This is a genomic window from Shewanella sp. 1CM18E (genome assembly GCF_023161665.1).
Lineage (GTDB): Bacteria > Pseudomonadota > Gammaproteobacteria > Enterobacterales > Shewanellaceae > Shewanella.
Genome location: NZ_JALNTW010000001.1, coordinates 349,261 through 369,424, shown reverse-complemented (window position 1 = coordinate 369,424; position 20,164 = coordinate 349,261). Strand labels below are relative to the sequence as shown.

Sequence of the window (20,164 nt, the reverse complement as noted above, 5' to 3'; positions counted from 1 at the left end):
AAAGTTTTACTAGAAAGTTAGAATTGTGATCTTGCTCGTTATTTAACAGGTTGGTCAAAAATCGGCATGTCTCGATAACGGAAACATGCCGATAATGATTAGAGTTTGCTTAAGCGAGACTTATAATCTTCGATAACATGTTCCATGATCTCTTGTACTGAGGTGTCTTTGGTTTTGTTATCCATAAATACTTTGAATGTTACCAAAGCATGTTTGTCATCTTTGAGGCGGTCATTTTGCATGGCAAAGTAGGCTTGCTCTTGCTCACATTCTCTAACCACAAAGCCTTCATGTTCAAAAAGTCGGTTGCCTGAATGGCCGTGCCACTTAGTAATTCTGTCTAATGCGATTTCACATGAGCGATTAAGCTCAATATGGTTACGCCAGCTGGTTGGGTGAGCGGGATCCTTGATGTGTGGGCATCGGACTGTGTAGTTGTATACATGAGAGATTGCTGTCATAAATTACCTACCTGTTCGCTGTGACTAATGCCATCTTAGGCATCGTTTTTTATCATGGTCAACCACTTGCGTGGTTTGAGCGTACTTTCTGTGTAGTTCGAGCAAATTGAGCTAACTAAATATTGATCATTTCTATCGCGCAAAATCTTAGCGCCTAGTTAACACTCTAGTTGCTGTATCTATTGTTTACCATGACACTTTACTGAATAACCTTGCTTGATCTCTCACTTTTATCGATGAAGTTAAATTTGGCGCGGCTTTGGCTAATAAAGCATCAGTTAAATTGCAGGCTTGAATAGTAATACCCGTCTATATTCACCTTTTATGTTAATCAGACTTTTGCGGTGGCAGACAAAGTGTTGAGCGTTTGTTGGTAAAAGGTTTCTTTTGTCTAGGCTTTAAGCATATAATTTCTGCATAAAAATAAAGCACATATCCTATTTCTTTGGAGGCTTGAATGGCTAGCTCAACAGTTTCAAAACTTGCGTTGTGGATTATCGTATTAGGTTCCACAATAACTTCAGGCTGTGGCGAGGCTCCAAAACCACAACAAGCCATGTTACCCAGCGTGATTGTTAACGTTGCACATCAAAAAGATATTATTCCTAAAACTGAAATTGTCGGCCGTACCCAAGCATCGGAAGACGTGGTAATTAAATCGCAAATTCAAGGCCAGTTGCTTAAACGCTCTTTTGTAGAAGGTGACGATGTAACAGCAGGTGACTTGCTGTTTGAAATCGATCCCGCAGCTTTTATCGCAGAGCTTGCGCAGCAAAACGCCGTGCTTAAACAAGCTGTTGCCTCACGAGATGTGGCGGTAATGAACTGGGAGCGTGGCCGCCGCTTGCTGCCCGATGGCATGATAAGCGCCCAAGATATGGATGAGCTAACCAGCCGTAAATTAACCACTGCAGCAGGTGTTGTGCAAGCGGAAGCTGCAGTGCAAGCCGCTGAGCTGCAATTAAGTTATACCAAGGTTTATGCGCCAATATCGGGTCGTATAAGTAACGCTAAAGTCAGTACGGGTGACATCATTACCCCTCAGTCTGAGATGGCAAGCTTAGTACAGCTTCAGCCTATGTGGGTGAGTTTCCAAGTTCCGGAAAAGGGACTCATTACCGCCCAGCAGAATTTTTCTAAGGCGGAGCAACGTGAAGTTAAAATCAGCGATATCGTTATGCGTTTACGTTTACCTAACGGCACCATGTTTGATGAGGTTGGTTTTATCGACTTTGTTGGCAACCGCGTTGATGCCGCAACGGGTACCTTACCTGTGCGCGCCAGCTTTAAAAATGACGATAAGCTGATGTTGCCTGGCTTGTTTGTTACCTTAATTGTCGAATCTCCTATTAAAGAAACAGCACTGTTAATCCCACAAGCTGCTGTGCAAGAAGATCAGCAAGGCCGCTTTGTTATGGTGCTGAATCAACAAGATGAAGTACAAAAGCGCGTAGTTGAGCTTGGCGAGCGTTTTGGCGTGGAGTGGCGTGTGTTAAAAGGCCTTGAAGATGGTGAGCGTATTGTGGTTGAAGGACTACAAAAAATTCGTCCGGGGATCAAGGTTAACCCTGTAGAGCAAGAAGTTATCCCTTTTAAAGAAGACGAAACTAAATAGGAGCGGTGCTGATGAACACATCTTATTTTGTCTACTCAAGGGTCGCTTACGCCTATGGTAATGGGCGTGTTTTAACGCTGACAGGGGAACACCATGATTAGTGATTTTTTTATTAACAGGCCCAAGTTTGCCTTTGTTATTTCAACCGTATTAACCCTTGTTGGTTTAATTTCTATTCCTGTGCTGTCGGTTGCCGAATTTCCTGAGATAGCACCGCCTCAAGTGAGCGTGTCGACCAGTTACTCTGGCGCCAGTGCCGATATTGTTAAAGACACCATTGCCCAGCCGTTAGAAGCTGAAGTTAACGGTGTTGAAGGCATGCTCTACATGGAGTCTAAAAGTGCCAACGATGGCAGTTACTCGCTCAATGTGACTTTTGAAGTGGGCACCGACGCCGATATGGCGCAGGTTAAAGTGCAAAACCGGGTGCAGCAGGCGATGCCGCGATTACCCGAAGAGGTGAAACGCCAAGGGGTTAAAGTAGAAAAGCAAAGCCCTAACATGTTGATGGTGGTTAACCTGGTTTCGCCAAATGAAACCTTTGATTCGCTGTTTATTACTAACTATGCCGGACTTAATGTAAAAGATGCATTGGCGCGCCAATATGGTGTGTCTAAAGTGCAGGTGATTGGTGCGCTAGATTACGCTATGCGTATTTGGCTCGACCCAGACAAAATGGCCAGCCTTGGTGTGACGGCTACCGATGTGATTGCTGCCTTGCAAGAACAAAATATTCAGGTTGCTGCTGGGCGTATTGGTGCTGCGCCAGTAGATCCTGATCAGCAATTTCAGTATACCCTACAAACTAAAGGCCGCCTTAAAGATCCGCAAGAGTTTCATGATGTGATGATCCGAGCCAATAACGACGGCTCCAAAGTTGTTGTGGGCGATGTAGCTAGGGTCGAGCTGGGCTCACAAACCTATGATGCGCAGGGTAAATTAAATAATAAACCGTCGGCAATTATTGCGATTTACCAGTCACCTGATGCCAATGCGTTAGAGGTGGGGCAAGCGATTAAAGCTGAGATGGAAAAGCTATCTCAGCGCTTCCCTAACGATCTTGAATATGAAGTGCTGTACGACACCACAGAGTTTGTTGAAACCTCTATTGCAGAGGTGGTGCAAACCCTGTTTATCTCAATCGCACTGGTTGTATTTGTGGTGTTTATCTTCTTACAAGATGCGCGTTCAACCTTAGTACCGGGTATTGCTATTCCTGTGTCACTTATCGGTACGTTTGCCTTTTTGCTCGCCTTTGGTATGAGCATCAATACGGTTTCTTTATTCGCGCTTATTTTGGCGATTGGTATTGTAGTGGACGACGCCATTGTTGTGGTCGAGAACGTGACTCGTTTAATGCAAGATGAGGGCTTATCACCAAAAGAAGCCACATCTAAAGCGATGAAAGAGGTGACAGGGCCGATTATCGCTACAACATTAGTATTGTTAGCGGTATTTGCGCCAACGGCGGTTATGCCGGGGATCACTGGCCAAATGTACGCGCAGTTCTCGGTAACCATCTGTATCTCGGTCTTAATCTCATCGATTAACGCATTAACCTTAAGCCCTGCGTTATGTGCTTCACTGCTGCGCCCGCCTAAGACTCACACTAAAGGCTTCCATGCTGCCTTTAACCGCAATTTTGAGCGCTTTACTGGTAAGTATATGAAGTTGGTGTCTTCGCTGACTCGAAAGCTAGTATTGGTTGGTGTGGTTTATGGCTGCTTAATCTTGCTAACGGGCGGCGTGGCTAAAATCTTGCCATCAGGCTTTGTGCCGATGGAAGATAAAAAAGCCTTTATGGTTGATATTCAGCTACCCGATGGTGCATCACTTAACCGTACTGAAGATGTAATGCGCGACTTGGTTGAGCTTACATTAGCTGAGCCTGGGGTTGAGAATGTGATCCACGCCAGTGGTTTCAGTATTCTTACTGGTTCTGTTTCATCCAACGGTGGCTTGATGATTGTGACGCTATCTACTTGGAGTGAGCGTGAATCACCAGATATGGTTGAATCGGCTATTGTGGCTAAGCTGCAGGCCAAATATGCTGCGAACCCATCAGTGAAAGCTATGGCGTTCTCTCTGCCACCCATTCCTGGGGTAGGTAGCGTGGGCGGTTTTGAGTTTGTGCTGCAAGACACCCAAGGGCGAACGCCTCAAGAGCTCGCAGCTGTGATGCGCGCCTTGATTATGAAAGCCAATGAGCAACCAGAAATTGCCATGGCATTTAGTAACTTCCGCGCCGATGTGCCGCAAATGTTTGTTGATGTTGATAGAGATAAAGCCAAGGCGCTTGGTATATCGCTCAATGAAATCTTCTCAACCATGCAAACCATGCTTGGCTCTATGTACGTCAACGACTTTAACCGCTTTGGTAAGGTGTTTAGAGTTATTTTGCAAGCGGAAGGCGACTTTAGGGATTCTGACCAAGATATCTCTCGATTCTATGTGCGCTCAAATACCGGTGAAATGGTGCCGCTCAGTACTTTAGTCACTGTAACGCCAATACTCGGGCCGGATGTGATGAACAACTACAACATGTTCAGCTCAACCACCATTAACGGTTTCCCGGCGCCTGGTTATAGCTCGGGTGACTCAATTACTGCGATGGAACGTGCGGCGAATGAGTCATTGCCAGCGGGTTATACCTTTGAGTGGACCGGGCAAACCTATCAAGAAATTAAAGCGGGTAACCTTGCGCCGCTAATTTTCTCATTAGCGTTAGTGTTTACTTACTTATTCTTGGTGGCTCAATACGAGAGTTGGACCATTCCGTTTGCGGTTATTTTAGCAGTCCCCATTGCGGTGTTAGGTGCGTTCCTAAATATCCTCTTGGTCGGTTCAGATCTAAACCTTTATGCGCAGATTGGTCTGGTGCTACTTATTGGTCTTGCCTGTAAGAACGCGATTTTAATTGTCGAGTTTGCTAAACAACTTAGAGAAGAGGGCAAGAGCATTATTGAAGCCGGCGAGACCGCAGCTAGATTGCGTTTTCGTGCGGTATTAATGACGGCGTTCTCTTTCTTACTCGGCGTATTACCTTTAGTTGTGGCATCAGGAGCGGGGGCGGGTAGTCGCCGCGCCTTAGGTTATTCGGTATTTGGCGGTATGTTAGCGGCCACTATCGTGGGTACCTTATTAGTGCCAGTATTTTATGTGATTATGCAAAAAATGCGTGAGAAAGCGAAAGGCAAAAAAACTGAGCTGGAAACGAAACAAGCATAAGCGCTAATACAGAGAGCGATAAATACTGTTAACTAGAAATATGGTTAACGCTAAAATGTAGCTAGGCCTGAGTTTATTAAGGTCTGGCTATTTTTTGGGTAAGGTTTAGCCCGACTCATTGGCTTTACCTGTAGTAGTACAAGGAGGTTTCAAATGTCATTCTTTTCTAAACTTGGTAAAGGACTTCAAGGCGCTATAAACGCCGTTAACTCCGATGAATATCAGATCAATGGAGTAAAGGCTAAATGTATTCATTGCGGCCATAGTCATTTTGAATTGGGAAGCGCTCAATTAAACACGGCTGGTATGACTCTTCTCAATTTAGATTGGGCAAATGATAGCGCATCATTATTATCCTGTAAGAGTTGCAGTTTCATAATGTGGTTTGCTGCCGAGCCTAAGAAAATTCTTTAGCAAAATGATATATAACAAGGCAATCAAAGAGGATTATTAGTCGTCGATTGCATTATAAGCAACTGTCTAAAGGCCTGTTATTTTTACGGGGATTAGCGCCAGAAAGAAGAAACCCACTCCGAGGAGTGGGCTTCAAAGCTTGCTTTAACTTTTGCAGGGAAAAAGCGAACCCCTCAATTATACCAAATATGTATCCCTTTGTATCGCCATTAGCAGGATAAAATAACGTCAAAGAGTTTAGTTAATTGTTTTATTTACAGTTAGTCACTAAGAAAGATACAAAAATGCTCGCCTATAGCGAGCATTTTTTATTGAGTTTTTTATAAGAGGCTGCTTTATAAGCCGAAAGCCTAGTTAAAGCTCTGGGTTTAAGTTCTGGGTTTAAGCTCAGGATTAAAGCGCATTAGTAAAGATTTGGCAGATCTCTTCGTGAGTTGCTTGCTTAGGGTTAGTAAAACCACAAGCATCTTTAAGTGCATTATCAGCAAGTGTTGGGATATCTTCTGCTTTTACGCCTAGTTCAGTTAGGTTCGCAGGGATATTGACCGCAACAGATAGCTGCTTTATTGCCTCAATTGCAGCTTGTGCACCTTGCTCGTCTGTAAGCGCTGTTACATCAACACCCATAGCTTTTGCCACATCTTTTAGGCGACCTGGCACAACTTGCGCGTTGTAAGCTTGTACATGTGGCAGTAATAGTGCGTTACAAACACCGTGTGGTAGGTCGTAGAAGCCACCAAGTTGATGCGCCATTGCATGCACATAGCCAAGGCTTGCGTTGTTAAATGCCATACCTGCTAGGAACTGGGCGTATGCCATTTGGTCACGAGCTTCAATGCTTTGGCCATTATCCACAGCTTCTACTAAGTTACCTTTAATTAGCTCAATGGCTTTAATTGCACATGCATCGGTAATTGGGTTTGCAGCAATAGAAACATAAGCTTCAACTGCGTGAGTGAGCGCGTCCATACCTGTAGCTGCAGTGAGCCCTGCAGGTTTAAGGAGCATAAGCTCAGGATCGTTGACTGATAAAATTGGCGTGGTGTTCTTATCTACAATGGCCATTTTGATGTGACGTTCTTCATCGGTAATGATGCAAAAACGGGTCATCTCACTTGCAGTACCCGCTGTGGTGTTGATTGCTACTAGTGGCAGTTGAGGCTTAGTTGAAACATCTAAACCTTCATAATCCTTAATGCTGCCGCCATTGGTGGCAACCAGTGCGATACCTTTAGCGCAATCGTGAGGTGAGCCACCACCTAGAGAAATAACAAAATCACAGTTGTTGGCGGTTAAGATCTCAAGGCCTGCTTCAACATTACCGACTGTTGGGTTAGGTTGCACTCCATCAAAGACTACGGCGTTAATTTCGTTGCTAGCTAACTTATCTACGACTTGAGCGACAAGGCCAATTTCAACTAGAGGTTTATCTGTAACAATTAATGCATTTTTAAAGCCAAGAGACTTAATGTCACCAATCGCTTCTGTAACAGCATTTTGCCCTAAGATATTGACAGATGGGATAAAAAATTTAGCAGCCATAAGAATCACCTATTACGCTTAATGTTAAAAGTTGTTATCTTTTCTGGTAATTAAAGTACCAATACTGCGACTTTAAAGGTGTGATCTAGCTCAAGAAAAACACCGACTTAGCTAAATATAGAGCGAAAGTTGGATCTGTATTACTAATTCTGTAATTTTATGACATAAACAAGGTGTTTTTAGCTGCCCGCACTGTTTTGGTTAGTTAAATAGTGAAATAAACTAATAAATTAGCTGTTAACTAGTACTAAATAATGAGTTTATCCGCCAATGTAAATTCTCATGCACTATCATGGGTTTAGTTTGCGCTAATTTAGTGCAAGCGGCTAAGGTTTTTACTTGTTTGTTTTAAACGCTTGATAATTTACATTCTGGTTTAGCCTCTTGATTTTAAAGGGGTAAAATATTTAATAATTTTGAAATAAAACTGTCTCTATATTGTTATTTGTAATTGGCATGGTAACTGCTCTATTCAGGGCTGGAATAGCCAAGTGCAAGGGTGACGGATATGGGATTAGATAAGTTACTGTATTTGCAAGGCGTTGCCATTGAGTTTAACGATTGCAATGGTGAGTATGTTCGCATCAGTGACGCTGACAGGTTAGGAGTGCTAACCTGCATGTTAACCCAAGTTGATGCAAACCAGCCCGACAGTTTAAGCACTGCTACCGAGTTATTACAGTCTGAAGAATCCATCGCTAAGCGCAATTTTCAGCTTGATGCTATGCCATGGACTCAAGCACTGCCTCCGTTTCAGCATTGTAATATCGAGCAGTTAACCCTTGATTTTTACCTCCCCGATAATTTACAGCAGCAAGTTGAGATTAAGCTGCAGCTTGAAAGCGGCGAGTGCTATCAGTTTGCTATTAATGCAAGTCATCACTCTCACTGCCGAGTTGTGGGTGATTATCGAATCGATGCTCAAATCTACCTGCACTATCAATTGCAGATCTCTGCCGATGTTTGCGGCTCAGAGCTGCCGCATATTGGTTTTGGTTATCATCAAGTTTCAATCAGTGGCTATAGCAAAGAAAGCACCGATAAACAGATAAGCGGAACTTGGTTGGTTGCACCTAGTAAAACCTACCAAAGAGTGCTCCCAAATCAACAAGCCACTAAAGAATGGGGAATAAGTGTACAGCTTTATAGTTTGCGCAGTGAAAACCAGTGGGGGATAGGTGATTTTGGTGACTTGCTGCAATTAATTGATCTAGCCGCCACTCAAAAAGCGGCGTTTATCTTATTAAATCCGTTACATGCGCTCAGTATCAGTACTCCAGAGGAGGCTAGCCCTTATAGCCCTGATGACAGACGGCGGCTAAACCCACTGTATATCAATTTAGAGCAAGTCGCCGAGTTTAACGATATTGACCTACCGCAGTTACTTAGCAGTTTGTCAAAGTTTGACGGCATTTTATCTCAGCTTGAAAATAGCGATTTGGAGGCTATTGATTCATTATCAGCACTCAAAAAGCTCCTCAATCAATCAGATTGGCTAAATTACACTGAGGTGAGTTTTTGTAAGTACCATGTGTTGCAACAGCTCTATCTGCAATTTTGCTTAAAGCAGCTTAATTGCAATAGCCAAAGAGCGCAGCAGTTTAAAGATTTTATTGCAGAGCAGGGTGAGCCGCTGACTCAGTTTTGTTTGCAGCAAGTAAAAGCTAGCGCCAATTTAAACAGTTTTGATAATCCTCCTGCAGAGTTTTTTGCTTATTTGCAGTTTGTTGCCGAGCAGCAATTGGCAAAGTGCCAACTGCATGCAAAGCAGCAACAGATGTCGATTGGTTTAGTGCGAGATCTTGCTGTCGGTGTATCTGCTAGCGGTAGTGAAGTGGCAAGTCATCCAGAGCTGTTTTGCACCCATGCAAGTATTGGTGCACCGCCAGATAGATTTGCGCCACAAGGTCAAAATTGGGGCTTAGTACCACTTGACCCAATAGCCCTCAAACAACATAGCTATCAGTATTTTATCAATCTACTTAGACGCAATATGCAGTCCTGCGGGGCGCTGCGTATCGATCATGTTATGTCGCTATTACGCCTTTGGTGGTGGCCTAATAATCCTGAGTTGGGTGGCGGTGCTTATGTTTATTATCCGCTTGATAGTTTGATGGCAATTTTATGCATTGAAAGCCAGCGTGCACGCTGCCGAATTATTGGCGAAGATCTTGGCATTATTCCAGCTGAAATCGTTACTTGCCTCGAGTCTGCTGGGGTGCTGTCGAATCAGCTGTTTTATTTCAATAAGCAGCAACAGCAGTTCACCGAGCCAAAACAATACAAGCCACACTGCTTAATGATGTTAGCCAATCATGACGTGCCCACACTTGCTGCCTGGTGGACAGGAGCTGATCTTACTTTGCGTCGCAGCCTTGAGCTTATTGCTGATGAGCAGACGTTATCTCAGTTGCAGGCTGAGCGTGCTGAAGACAAACAGCAGCTATTGAACCTAGTTATTGCCCATAACCAGCTTGATGCGACTAGCACTCTAGACAATGTTGATTATCAGGCCTTGTTGTCGGCATGGATACAGGTATGTGCCACAGGCAAGGCTGAGCTATTTAGCGTGCAGCTTTGCGATCTCATTCAAGAGCGTTTAAGCGTGAATGTGCCGGGGACTTGGCACGAATACCCCAATTGGCAGCGACGGTTACCGAAAACGCTCACACAAATCATCAATGATGATGAAGTGAAGTTGCTGATGCAGCAGTTAGCAGCCAGCCGCGCAGAAGTAGACAGATAAAAATTTGGCGAGCGCTAGGAAGATTGGCGCTCATAACACCATCACGGACTGATATGGATAAACTTTTATGGACTCGATAGCAATGACTCAAAATGCTCCGGAATTTCAAAACGGTGTCGATATAGCGCTGCTTAACAGTGAATATATTGATGTGTTTGGGCTACTTGGTATGCACTCGATTAATCAAGGTAAAGCATTGAGTGTGAGATGCTTTTTGCGCGGTGCACTTAAGGTTGATGTGATTTGTTATAAAACCGGTCGCAAAATTGCCAGCTTAGAGCAAAGTAACGAGCAAGGTTTATTCAGTGGCATTATGGGGCGCCGAGTCAAACCTTTTTTATATAAGCTAAGGGTTGAATATCCATTAAGTCAGCAAGATATTGTTGATCCATACCAGTTCGCAAGTCTGTTATCTGAAGATGATACCTACCTGTTTAATGAAGGTCTGCAACTGCAGGCTTACCAGTTTTTAGGCGCTAATTGGCGCGAGACTCAAGGTGTTACAGGAGTACATTTTTGTGTGTGGGCACCCAATGCTAAACGGGTTTCATTGCTAGGAGATTTTAACCATTGGGATGGCGCCGCCCATGTTATGCGTCAGCATTTAGCGAGTGGCTTATGGGAAATATTTTTACCCAATGCAGAGGCTAATCAGCACTATAAGTTTGAAATTATTACCGCTAATAATCAGCGGTTAGAAAAGTCAGACCCTTATGCTAAAGCCATGCAAGAGGCGCCGAGTAATGCTTCGCTAGTACCTTATCCTAATGAGTATCAATGGCAAGATAGCAAGTGGCTTAGCGCACGTAAAAAAGTGCAATGGCACCAAGCTCCCATGTCTATCTACGAAGTGCATTTAGCATCGTGGCGTCGCAAAGGTGATAACGGTGAGCAGTACTTAAATTATCAAGATTTAATCGAGCAGTTAGTGCCTTATGTTGTCGAAATGGGCTTTACCCATCTGCAATTAATGCCTATTAGCGAGTATCCATTTGATGGCTCTTGGGGATATCAGCCTGTCGGTTTATACGCACCGAGTCATCGCTTTGGTGATGCGAATGGCCTTAAAGCCTTTATCGATGCTTGCCACCAAGCGGGCATCGCGGTGATTTTAGATTGGGTGGCAGCGCATTTTCCTAAAGACCCCCATGGGCTTACTCAGTTTGATGGCAGTTGCTTATATGAGCATAACGATCCGCGCCAAGGTGAACATCCTGATTGGGATACCTTGATCTACAACTATGGTCGCGGAGAAGTGCAAAGCTATTTGTTAAGTAATGCTCATTACTGGCTTAGTGAGTTTCATTTTGACGGCTTAAGGCTTGATGCCGTATCTTCGATGCTTTATCTCGATTACAGCCGTGAGCCGGGTCAATGGTTACCGAATCAATATGGTGGCCGCGAAAACCTCGCAGCAATTAGCTTTTTACAAACGCTTAATCAGCGTATGTACCAAGCTTTTCCCGGCGTTTGTATCATCGCCGAGGAGTCAACCGCTTGGCCGGGTGTGACCCATATGATTGGCGATAATGAACATCAATCGTCACAAAACCTGGGTTTTGGTTTTAAGTGGAATATGGGCTGGATGAATGACAGCTTAGGTTACCTTAAACGCGACCCTATCTATCGAAGCCATCATCACCAAGAGCTGACTTTTAGCTTGGTGTATCAATATACCGAGCAATTTATCCTGTCTTTAAGCCATGATGAAGTGGTGCATGGCAAGGGCTCGCTGCTACATAAAATACCTAATGATGATTGGCAGAAGTTTGCCACACTCAGAGCTTATTACGGCTTTATGTGGGGACACCCAGGTAAGAAATTGCTGTTTATGGGTAATGAGTTTGCCCAGCGAGACGAGTGGGATCACAACAAGAGCTTAGATTGGCACTTACTGCAATATGCACCCCATCAAGGCATGCAATTATGGCTTAAAGATCTCAATAAACTTTATCAGTCAACGCCAGAGCTTTGGCTAGAAGATGGCGAGCCATCAGGTTTTCAGTGGTTAGATTGCAATAATGATAAAGCCTGCATTTTAAGCTTTATGCGCAAATCTACTGATAGCGATACACCGGTGATTTTCATTATTAATATGACGCCAGAGGTGCATCAGGGTTTTCGTATCGGCCTGCCAGATGGTGATGATTATATTGAGCTATTAAATAGCGACAGTGAAGCTTATAGTGGCAGCAATGTGGGCAACAATGGCGTGATTTGTTCACAAAAACAGTCTTATCAAGGCTTTGATTACAGCGCAGAGATCACCGTCGCGCCACTATCATGCCTAGTGCTAGGTAAAGGCTAACTAATGCGGGTACTAGCTGGCAAGCCTTACCCATTAGGGGCAACTGTTGAAGGTGGCGGAGTTAATTTTGCGCTGTTTTCAGCTAATGCCACTAAGGTGACTTTGTGTTTATTTGACCGTAGCGGCCATTTTGAAACCCAGCAAATTGTGCTTGAGCAAAACACGCAGCAGGTTTGGCATGGGTTTTTAACAGGCATCGAAGCAGGCCAAGTATACGGTTATCGCGTCGATGGTCTATATGAGCCGCATTCTGGCCATCGTTTTAATCCACATAAATTGTTACTCGACCCTTATGCTAAGCAGTGGGTTGGACAATTTGTAGAGCACGATAGTCACTATGCATATGATAAGACCAGTAGCGATGGGGACCTATCACTGGATCTGCGTGATAACAGTGAGTTCATGCCTAAATGTAAAGTCGTCGATGTTAGTCACTTAACCCCAATCGTGCCTTTGCAAAGAGGGCAATTTACCGAGAACCCAAGTCAATCTGCTAACTTGGCTAATGCGACGTTAGCGCCAATGCCTACACCAATAGCTGAGAGCATTATTTATGAGCTGCATGTAAAAGGGTTTACCCAGCAACATCCTAAAGTTGCACCGCGGTATCAAGGCACTTTTTTAGGCCTAGTAGAGCAACAGTCGCTTGAATATTTAATCCAGCTTGGGGTTACTGCTGTTGAATTACTACCTGTTCACAGTTTTATCTCTGAAGCATTTTTACAAAACAAAGACTTAAGCAATTACTGGGGCTACAACAGTCTAGGTTTTTTTGCGCCTCATAGCGGCTATTTAAGCCACGCCAATATCGATGAGTTTCGCCAAATGGTAAGTAAACTGCATCAGGCTGGCATCGAAGTCATATTAGATGTTGTTTATAACCATACTGCTGAAGGCAATCATTTTGGGCCAAGTTTGAGTTTTAAAGGCATTGATAACCTGAGTTATTACCGCCTGCAAAGTAATGATAAACGCTTTTATATCAATGATACTGGCTGTGGCAATACCTTAAACATTAGTCACCCTCGCGTGTTGCAGTTAGTGATGGACTCACTACGCTACTGGGTTGAAGTGATGGGCGTAGATGGTTTCCGCTTTGATTTAGCCAGTACGCTTGGGCGCGAGTCTTATGGTTTTGACGCTGGCGCAGGCTTTTTTGATGCAATAGCTCAAGACCCGATATTAAGCCGAGTGAAGTTAATTGCCGAGCCTTGGGATATTGGCCCTGGAGGTTATCAACTTGGTGCTTATCCGCAGGGCTGGAGTGAGTGGAATGATAGATACCGTGATACATTAAGGCGCTTTTGGCGCGGTGACTTTGGCATGTTGCCAGAGTTTGCTCGTAGAATTCATGGCTCTAGCGATCTGTTTGAACATTCCGGCCGAAGCCCGAGTGCTAGCATCAACTTTATCACCAGTCATGACGGCTTTACCTTGTATGATTTGCTCAGCTTTAGCGAGCGACATAACTTAGCCAATGGTGAAGATAACCGCGACGGTCACCAAGAGAATTTTAGCCATAACCATGGCGTTGAAGGGCCAACCGAGCAGGCGGATATTATTCGTTTGCGGCAACGGCAATCTCGAAATTTACTCACCACTTTATTGTTATCTCAAGGCGTGCCTATGTTGCTGGCAGGCGATGAGTTTGCTCATAGTCAGCAAGGTAATAATAATGCTTACTGTCAAGATAATCCGCTGACTTGGCTAAATTGGCAACACAGTGCAGAGCAGCAACAACTCGTTAAGTTCACCCAGAATCTGATTAGTCTAAGAAAGCGTTTTAAGGCGCTTTGTTATCCGCGTTACATTCATAACAATACTCAAGATAACTCACCGTTATTAGATTGGTTTTGCCGCCAAGGCGAGCCGATGAGCAAGGTGTTATGGGCTGAGGGGCAAACTCGCAGCTTAAGTCTTGTGCTGCGCGGAGAGTTAGATGCAATTGAGACTGGTGAGCAAGCACTGCTACTAATGCTTAACAGCGATGAACAAGCGCTAGAGTTCACCGCGCCGCCGTTAAATGGGTTTTCTGCTTGGCAACAGCTTATCGACACCCATGCTGAAGAACTTGATGCTCAAATTTGCCTCAATGATGAGGCTCCCACGCTGAAAGCTAATCAAACCCTAGTGTTACCAGACCGAAGCTTAATGTTGTTTTACGCCAAATCACAAGGAGTGACTGCATGACAACGCCAGTAAAACCGAATGTTAAAAGTACAGCCAAAAAGGCTGCTACAAACAGTTTACCGCAAGATTTAGACGCCTCATTAGCCAAGCGAATGCAGCGCCACGTTAGCCATGGATTAGGCCGTGATAAGCACAATAAACAAGAGCTGTTTCAAGCATTAGCGATGAGTATTAAAGAGGATATGCTTGCACGCTGGCGGGCAACTCGTCAGCTAGATAGTCAGTTTGAGCGTAAACAGGTGGCGTATTTATCGCTGGAGTTCTTAATGGGCAGAGCCATGGGCAACGCGATTATGAATTTGGACTTGTTGCCTGAAACCAAAGCACTTATGCAAGATTACGCCGTTGAGCTAGAAGATCTCGAAGAAGAAGAGCATGACGCTGGGCTTGGTAATGGTGGACTTGGCCGGCTAGCAGCGTGTTTTCTTGATAGCTGCGCCAGCCTTGATTTGAGCGTGACAGGTTACGGCATTCGTTATGAATATGGCATGTTTGCCCAAAAGCTGGTGGATGGTTTTCAAGTAGAGCGGCCAGATCGTTGGCTTAGAGAAGGAAATCCGTGGGAAGTGCGCGTCTCTGAGCATAATGTCACTGTGCCATTTTTCGGCCACACCAGCAGTTATGTTGATCCTAATGGTCGCCGTAATGTGGTTTGGTTAGACACTCAAGATGTGTTGGCCGTTGCTTATGATATGCCTGTGCCGGGTTATAAAAACGATCGCATCAATACTTTAAGACTTTGGAAGTCAGAAGCGACGGATGATTTTGACTTAGAAGAGTTTAACCAAGGTGATTACACCGAAGCGGTAGCTAGAAAGAACCTTGCTGAGCAGATCACTATGGTGCTTTATCCCAATGATGCCAGTGAAAACGGCAAAGAGCTGCGTTTACGTCAACAGTACTTTTTAAGCTCGGCAAGCTTGCAAGATCTGCTCAATAACTGGGTGCGCAAGCACGGTAACGATTTTAGTCAGTTTGCTAAATACAATGTGATGCAACTTAACGATACTCACCCGAGTATTGCCATTCCAGAGCTAATGCGTTTACTCATTGATGAACATTTTCTTGAGTGGGACGATGCGTGGCAAGTCGTCAGCCAGACAATGGCTTACACCAATCATACCTTGCTACCTGAAGCGTTGGAGCGCTGGCCTGTAAGAATGCTGGGGCATATGTTGCCGCGTATTTTAGAAATCATTTTTGAAATTAATGCCCGTTACTTAGAGCTTGTTGCCCATCAGTGGCCGGGAGACGAACAAAAGTTAGCAGCTATGTCGATTATTGAAGAAGGCCAACAGCCGCATGTGCGCATGGCATATTTAGCCATAGTCGCCAGCTTTTCAGTTAATGGTGTTGCGGGGCTGCATAGCAAGTTATTGACCTCAGGTTTATTTAAAGACTTCTATCAATTGTGGCCAGAGAAATTCAATAACAAGACCAATGGCGTAACCCCAAGGCGCTGGCTTGCTCATTGTAATCCAGAGCTTGCAGCATTGTTAACCAAGCGTTTGGGCACAGATTGGGTAAGTGATTTAAGCCATCTTAATGCGCTTAATGCATTTACCGACGACAAAGCATTTTTGCGTGATTGGCAGCAAGTAAAGCTAAACAATAAAGCGATACTACAGCAGCTTATTAAAGCTGAATGTGACGTTGATTTTGATGTCAACATGTTGTTTGACGTGCAAGTAAAGCGCATTCACGAATACAAACGTCAATTACTCAATATTCTGCACATCATCCACCTTTATCACCAAATTCAGCAAGGCAACACCAGTAATATGGTGCCGCGCTGTATCTTAATTGGTGGTAAAGCCGCGCCTGGTTATGCCATGGCCAAGCTGATTATTAAATTAGCCAGCAATGTGGCGCACATGGTTAACTCTGACGCTGAGGTGGCTAAGTACCTAAGAGTCGCCTTCCTGCCAAATTATAACGTTAGTGCGATGGAAAAAATCTGTCCAGCGACAGATGTTTCCGAGCAGATCTCAACAGCAGGTAAAGAAGCGTCTGGCACCGGTAACATGAAGTTTATGATGAATGGCGCGGTCACCATAGGCACCTTAGATGGCGCGAATGTGGAGATGCTAGAAGAAGTCGGTGAAGACAACTTTTTCTTATTTGGCCTAACTGCTGAGCAAGTGATGGAGCAGCGTGTTAACTATCAACCACAGCAATTTATCAATGCCTCACCCGCACTTACCGAGGTATTAAGCCTGATTGAAAGTGGCCACTTTAGTTTATTAGAACCGGGGATTTTCACGCCGTTATTAGCCGCGATTACTAGCCCAGATGATCCTTGGATGACGGCGGCTGATTTTGAGTCTTACCGTTTGGCGCAAGAGCGCGTGGCTAAGGCATACAAAGATCCTATCACTTGGACGCAAATGAGTATCCGTAATACCGCGGCAAGTGGCCGTTTCTCTAGCGATGTCACCATTGCTCAATATCGTGATGAAATTTGGAGGGCGTAATAGATGGATCAGACCAATTTAATTCAAATCAATTTAGTAGCTAGTTCAAGGAGTGAACGTACATGACCATAACCAACCCGCGCTATATTAGTAATTTAACCCGTGACACCTACGCGATTATTCTGGCTGGTGGCCGAGGCTCTCGCTTGCATGAATTAACGGACTGGCGAGCCAAGCCTTCTCTGTATTTTGGCGGTAAGTTTCGTATTATCGATTTCCCATTATCAAACTGTATTAATTCAGGGATCCGCCGCATTGGTGTCGTTACCCAATACAAGTCTCACTCATTAATTCGTCACGTTATGCGCGGCTGGGGTCACTTTAAAAAAGAGCTAGGTGAGTCGGTAGAAATTTTGCCTGCATCGCAGCGTTACTCTGATAACTGGTATCAAGGCACGGCGGATGCTGTGTTTCAAAATATTGATATTATTCGCCACGAGCTGCCTAAATACGTGATGATTTTGTCTGGCGATCATGTGTACCGCATGGATTATGCAGGCCTTTTAGCGACTCATGCTGAATCTGGCGCCGATATGACAGTATCTTGTCTAGAGGTACCGGTTGCTGAAGCGACTGGAGCGTTTGGTGTGGTTGAAGTGGATGAGTCTAAGCGTATTCTTGGTTTTGAAGAAAAACCAGCGTTGCCAAAGCATCTGCCAGAAGATCCTGAAATGTGTTTAGCCTCAATGGGTAACTATGTATTTAATACTGAGTTTTTATTTGATCAGCTAAAGCGCGATGCGCAAAATGAAGATTCAGACCGCGACTTTGGTAAGGATATTATTCCCGCAATTATTAAAGAACATAAAGTCTACGCCCATCGTTTCCGTAGCGCCTTTCCAAATGAAGAAGCCTATTGGCGCGATGTGGGCACTTTAGATTCTTTTTGGCAGTCGAATATGGAGCTGCTTTCTCCAACTCCAGCGCTTAACCTTTACGATGCTAAGTGGCCTATTTGGACCTACCAAGAGCAACTACCACCAGCAAAATTTGTGTTTGATGACGATGATCGCCGCGGTATGGCGTTAGACTCAATTATTTCTGGTGGCTGCATTATTTCGGGCTCCACCGTGCGTCGCAGTGTGCTGTTTAATGAAGTGCGAGTTTGCTCTTATTCAAGTGTTGAAGACTCAGTGATATTGCCAGATGTGGTTATCTTGCGTAATTGTAAAATCAAGAATGCCATCATCGACCGAGGTTGTATTATCCCCGAGGGCAGCGTGATTGGTTATAACCATGAACAGGATAAAGCTAAAGGCTTTAGAGTGTCTGAAAAGGGCAAAGTGTTAGTTACGCGCGACATGCTAGGTTTACCTGTGGGGTACGAGTAATTTATGTCGATATTGGATAATCAATATAATCGCCCTCAGCCAAGAGTGTTAATGCTTGCGGCTGAAAACGGTGCCATCCCCGGCGCTAAAGTAGGGGGCATGGCTGATGTGCTACATGATCTGCCGCTTGCGCTGGCAAAACTCAATATCGCTGTTGATGTAATAATGCCAAGCTTCGGCTCATTAATCGCCTCGGCAAATGCCCATTGGGAGGCTAACATTGACGTTGATTTTCAAGGGCAACATCAGCGCGTAGCGGTTTACCGCGCTGCGAACCCAAAGCTTGAAAACAGCCACTTTTACCTTCTTGAACATGGGCTGTTTAATGGCAGCCTTGGCGCTTATTCACAAGGGGATGCGCAGCGTCCTTTTGCTGAAGATGCGACCAAGTTTGCGCTGTTTAACTTGGCGGTAGCCGAAGCCCTAAGTCAGGATTTTTATACCGACAAGCCGCGACAGGTTTTTAATGAGCTTCCCAGCCATATTCATCTACACGATTGGCATACCGGCATGTTTGCAGCTCTGCGCGCTTTTGATCGCCGCTACCGCTTCTTACAAGACTTACCTTGCGTATTTAGCATTCATAATTTGGCATTGCAGGGCATTAGGCCGCTAAATGGCGATTCATCGTCACTTGCAGCTTGGTATCCAAGGTTAACTGCTGAGCTCAGCCCAGAGCAGCTTTGTCTGTTACAAGATCCGCGTTATTACAACTGTGTAAACCCTATGCGGGCAGGGATAGTGCTTAGCGATAAAGTACATTTAGTGTCACCGAGTTATGCCCATGAAGTACTTAGGCCATCGGCGCCAGAGCAAGGCTTTTTTGGTGGTGAGGGACTAGAGCATGACTTACAAGCAAAGTTAGATAAGCAGGCATTAGTGGGGATTTTAAATGGCTGTATGTATCCTGATAAAACACAAGTAACTGACTCGTTAGCTGATAGCGATGATTCAAAGCTAGATTTCGTTAAAGCGGCTTTAGATAAGCTTATTAATTGGCAAGTGGGGAAATTACAGGTAAGAACTCAGGACTTTATTGCTCAGGCTCGATTGCAGCAGTGGCAATCTGACAGCCTAAGTAGCGTTAATAAAGCCAAAGATGTTAAAGGCTCAAAAGCGCAGCATGCATTTTTGCTGACCTCCGTGGGTCGCTTAACCGACCAAAAGGTCATGATATTACGTCATCGCTTTTCTTTAGAAGTGAGTGACAACAACTTACGTGGCAAAACCGTGTTAGAAGTGTTGCTGGCTAAGCTGGCTGAACATGATAGCCACGCACGCTTTGTGATGCTTGGTAGCGGTGATAATGCCATTGCCCGTGAGTTTGCTGATATCGCCGCCAGACATAAACAGTTTATTTTTATGGATGGTTACGATGAGCAGTTATCAGAACAGTTATATGAATTAGGCTCACTGTTTTTGATGCCGAGTTCATTTGAGCCTTGTGGGATCAGTCAGATGTTAGCAATGCGAGCAGGGCAGTTGTGCTTAGTTAATCATATCGGCGGCCTTAAAGACACGGTACATCATTTAGAGACCGGATTTGTATTTGAGGGCGAAGATATACAGCAGCAAGGTTTATCATTGTTAGCGACCTTTGATAAGGCGTTATCTATGTCTGGCAGCGCTACATGGCAGCAAATGCAGCAATGCGCTAAGTCAGTTCGCTTTGACTGGTTAAGCCAAGCAAAACGCTATAAAAGCGCGCTTTATGATTTAGCTTAGCTATTTATATTATACCAATCAGTATAAACATTTAGTCACTCAGCGAGAGTTTAGCGGTTTTGAGGCAAGGCAACGAGTAAAGGGCATAGTTGAACTAGGTTCAAGCTCGTTAACACAGCATCAGAATCGC

General features: G+C 44.5%; 11 protein-coding genes. 9 read left to right on the top strand and 2 right to left on the bottom strand.

Annotated elements, in window-relative coordinates; all coding sequences use genetic code 11:
• Nucleotides 1-98 precede the first annotated feature (98 nt).
• A complete protein-coding gene (locus MSG37_RS01520; protein ID WP_248468803.1) occupies nucleotides 99-461 on the bottom strand; it encodes a cytoplasmic protein in 363 nt (120 codons plus the stop codon).
• Between the two features lie 457 nt (nucleotides 462-918).
• Between MSG37_RS01520 and MSG37_RS01515 the strand changes: the two genes are divergently transcribed.
• From MSG37_RS01515 to MSG37_RS01505, 3 genes are all read left to right on the top strand, one after another.
• The gene (locus tag MSG37_RS01515; protein ID WP_248468802.1) at nucleotides 919-2,076 is read left to right on the top strand and encodes an efflux RND transporter periplasmic adaptor subunit; all 1,158 of its coding nucleotides are present in this window, start codon (nucleotides 919-921) and stop codon (nucleotides 2,074-2,076) included.
• A 93-nt stretch (nucleotides 2,077-2,169) separates the two neighbouring features.
• The gene (locus MSG37_RS01510; protein WP_248468801.1) at nucleotides 2,170-5,304 is read left to right on the top strand and encodes a multidrug efflux RND transporter permease subunit; all 3,135 of its coding nucleotides are present in this window, start codon (nucleotides 2,170-2,172) and stop codon (nucleotides 5,302-5,304) included.
• Between the two features lie 153 nt (nucleotides 5,305-5,457).
• Complete coding sequence (locus MSG37_RS01505) at nucleotides 5,458-5,718, top strand: hypothetical protein (protein ID WP_248468800.1); 261 nt, start codon at nucleotides 5,458-5,460, stop codon at nucleotides 5,716-5,718.
• Between the two features lie 393 nt (nucleotides 5,719-6,111).
• Here MSG37_RS01505 and yiaY read toward each other — a convergent pair whose 3' ends face one another.
• A complete protein-coding gene (yiaY, locus tag MSG37_RS01500) occupies nucleotides 6,112-7,260 on the bottom strand; it encodes an L-threonine dehydrogenase (RefSeq protein WP_248468799.1) in 1,149 nt (382 codons plus the stop codon).
• Nucleotides 7,261-7,768: 508 nt separating this feature from the next.
• On the opposite strand from yiaY, the gene malQ reads away from it, so the two are divergent.
• From malQ to MSG37_RS01470, 6 genes are all read left to right on the top strand, one after another.
• Nucleotides 7,769-10,006, top strand: a complete 2,238-nt coding sequence (gene malQ / locus MSG37_RS01495) for a 4-alpha-glucanotransferase (protein ID WP_248468798.1) — start codon at nucleotides 7,769-7,771, stop codon at nucleotides 10,004-10,006.
• A gap of 82 nt (nucleotides 10,007-10,088) precedes the next feature.
• Nucleotides 10,089-12,314, top strand: a complete 2,226-nt coding sequence (glgB, locus tag MSG37_RS01490) for a 1,4-alpha-glucan branching protein GlgB (RefSeq protein ID WP_248469133.1) — start codon at nucleotides 10,089-10,091, stop codon at nucleotides 12,312-12,314.
• 3 nt (nucleotides 12,315-12,317) lie between these two features.
• Entirely contained in the window at nucleotides 12,318-14,504 is a 2,187-nt protein-coding gene (gene glgX, locus MSG37_RS01485; protein WP_248468797.1) for a glycogen debranching protein GlgX, read from the top strand.
• A complete protein-coding gene (locus tag MSG37_RS01480) occupies nucleotides 14,501-16,978 on the top strand; it encodes a glycogen/starch/alpha-glucan phosphorylase (RefSeq protein ID WP_248468796.1) in 2,478 nt (825 codons plus the stop codon). Before glgX ends, MSG37_RS01480 begins: the two co-directional genes overlap by 4 nt.
• Nucleotides 16,979-17,046: 68 nt before the next feature.
• The gene (glgC, locus tag MSG37_RS01475) at nucleotides 17,047-18,309 is read left to right on the top strand and encodes a glucose-1-phosphate adenylyltransferase (protein WP_248469132.1); all 1,263 of its coding nucleotides are present in this window, start codon (nucleotides 17,047-17,049) and stop codon (nucleotides 18,307-18,309) included.
• A gap of 3 nt (nucleotides 18,310-18,312) precedes the next feature.
• Nucleotides 18,313-20,034, top strand: a complete 1,722-nt coding sequence (locus MSG37_RS01470) for a glycogen/starch synthase (RefSeq protein ID WP_248468795.1) — start codon at nucleotides 18,313-18,315, stop codon at nucleotides 20,032-20,034.
• Nucleotides 20,035-20,164: the final 130 nt, after the last annotated feature.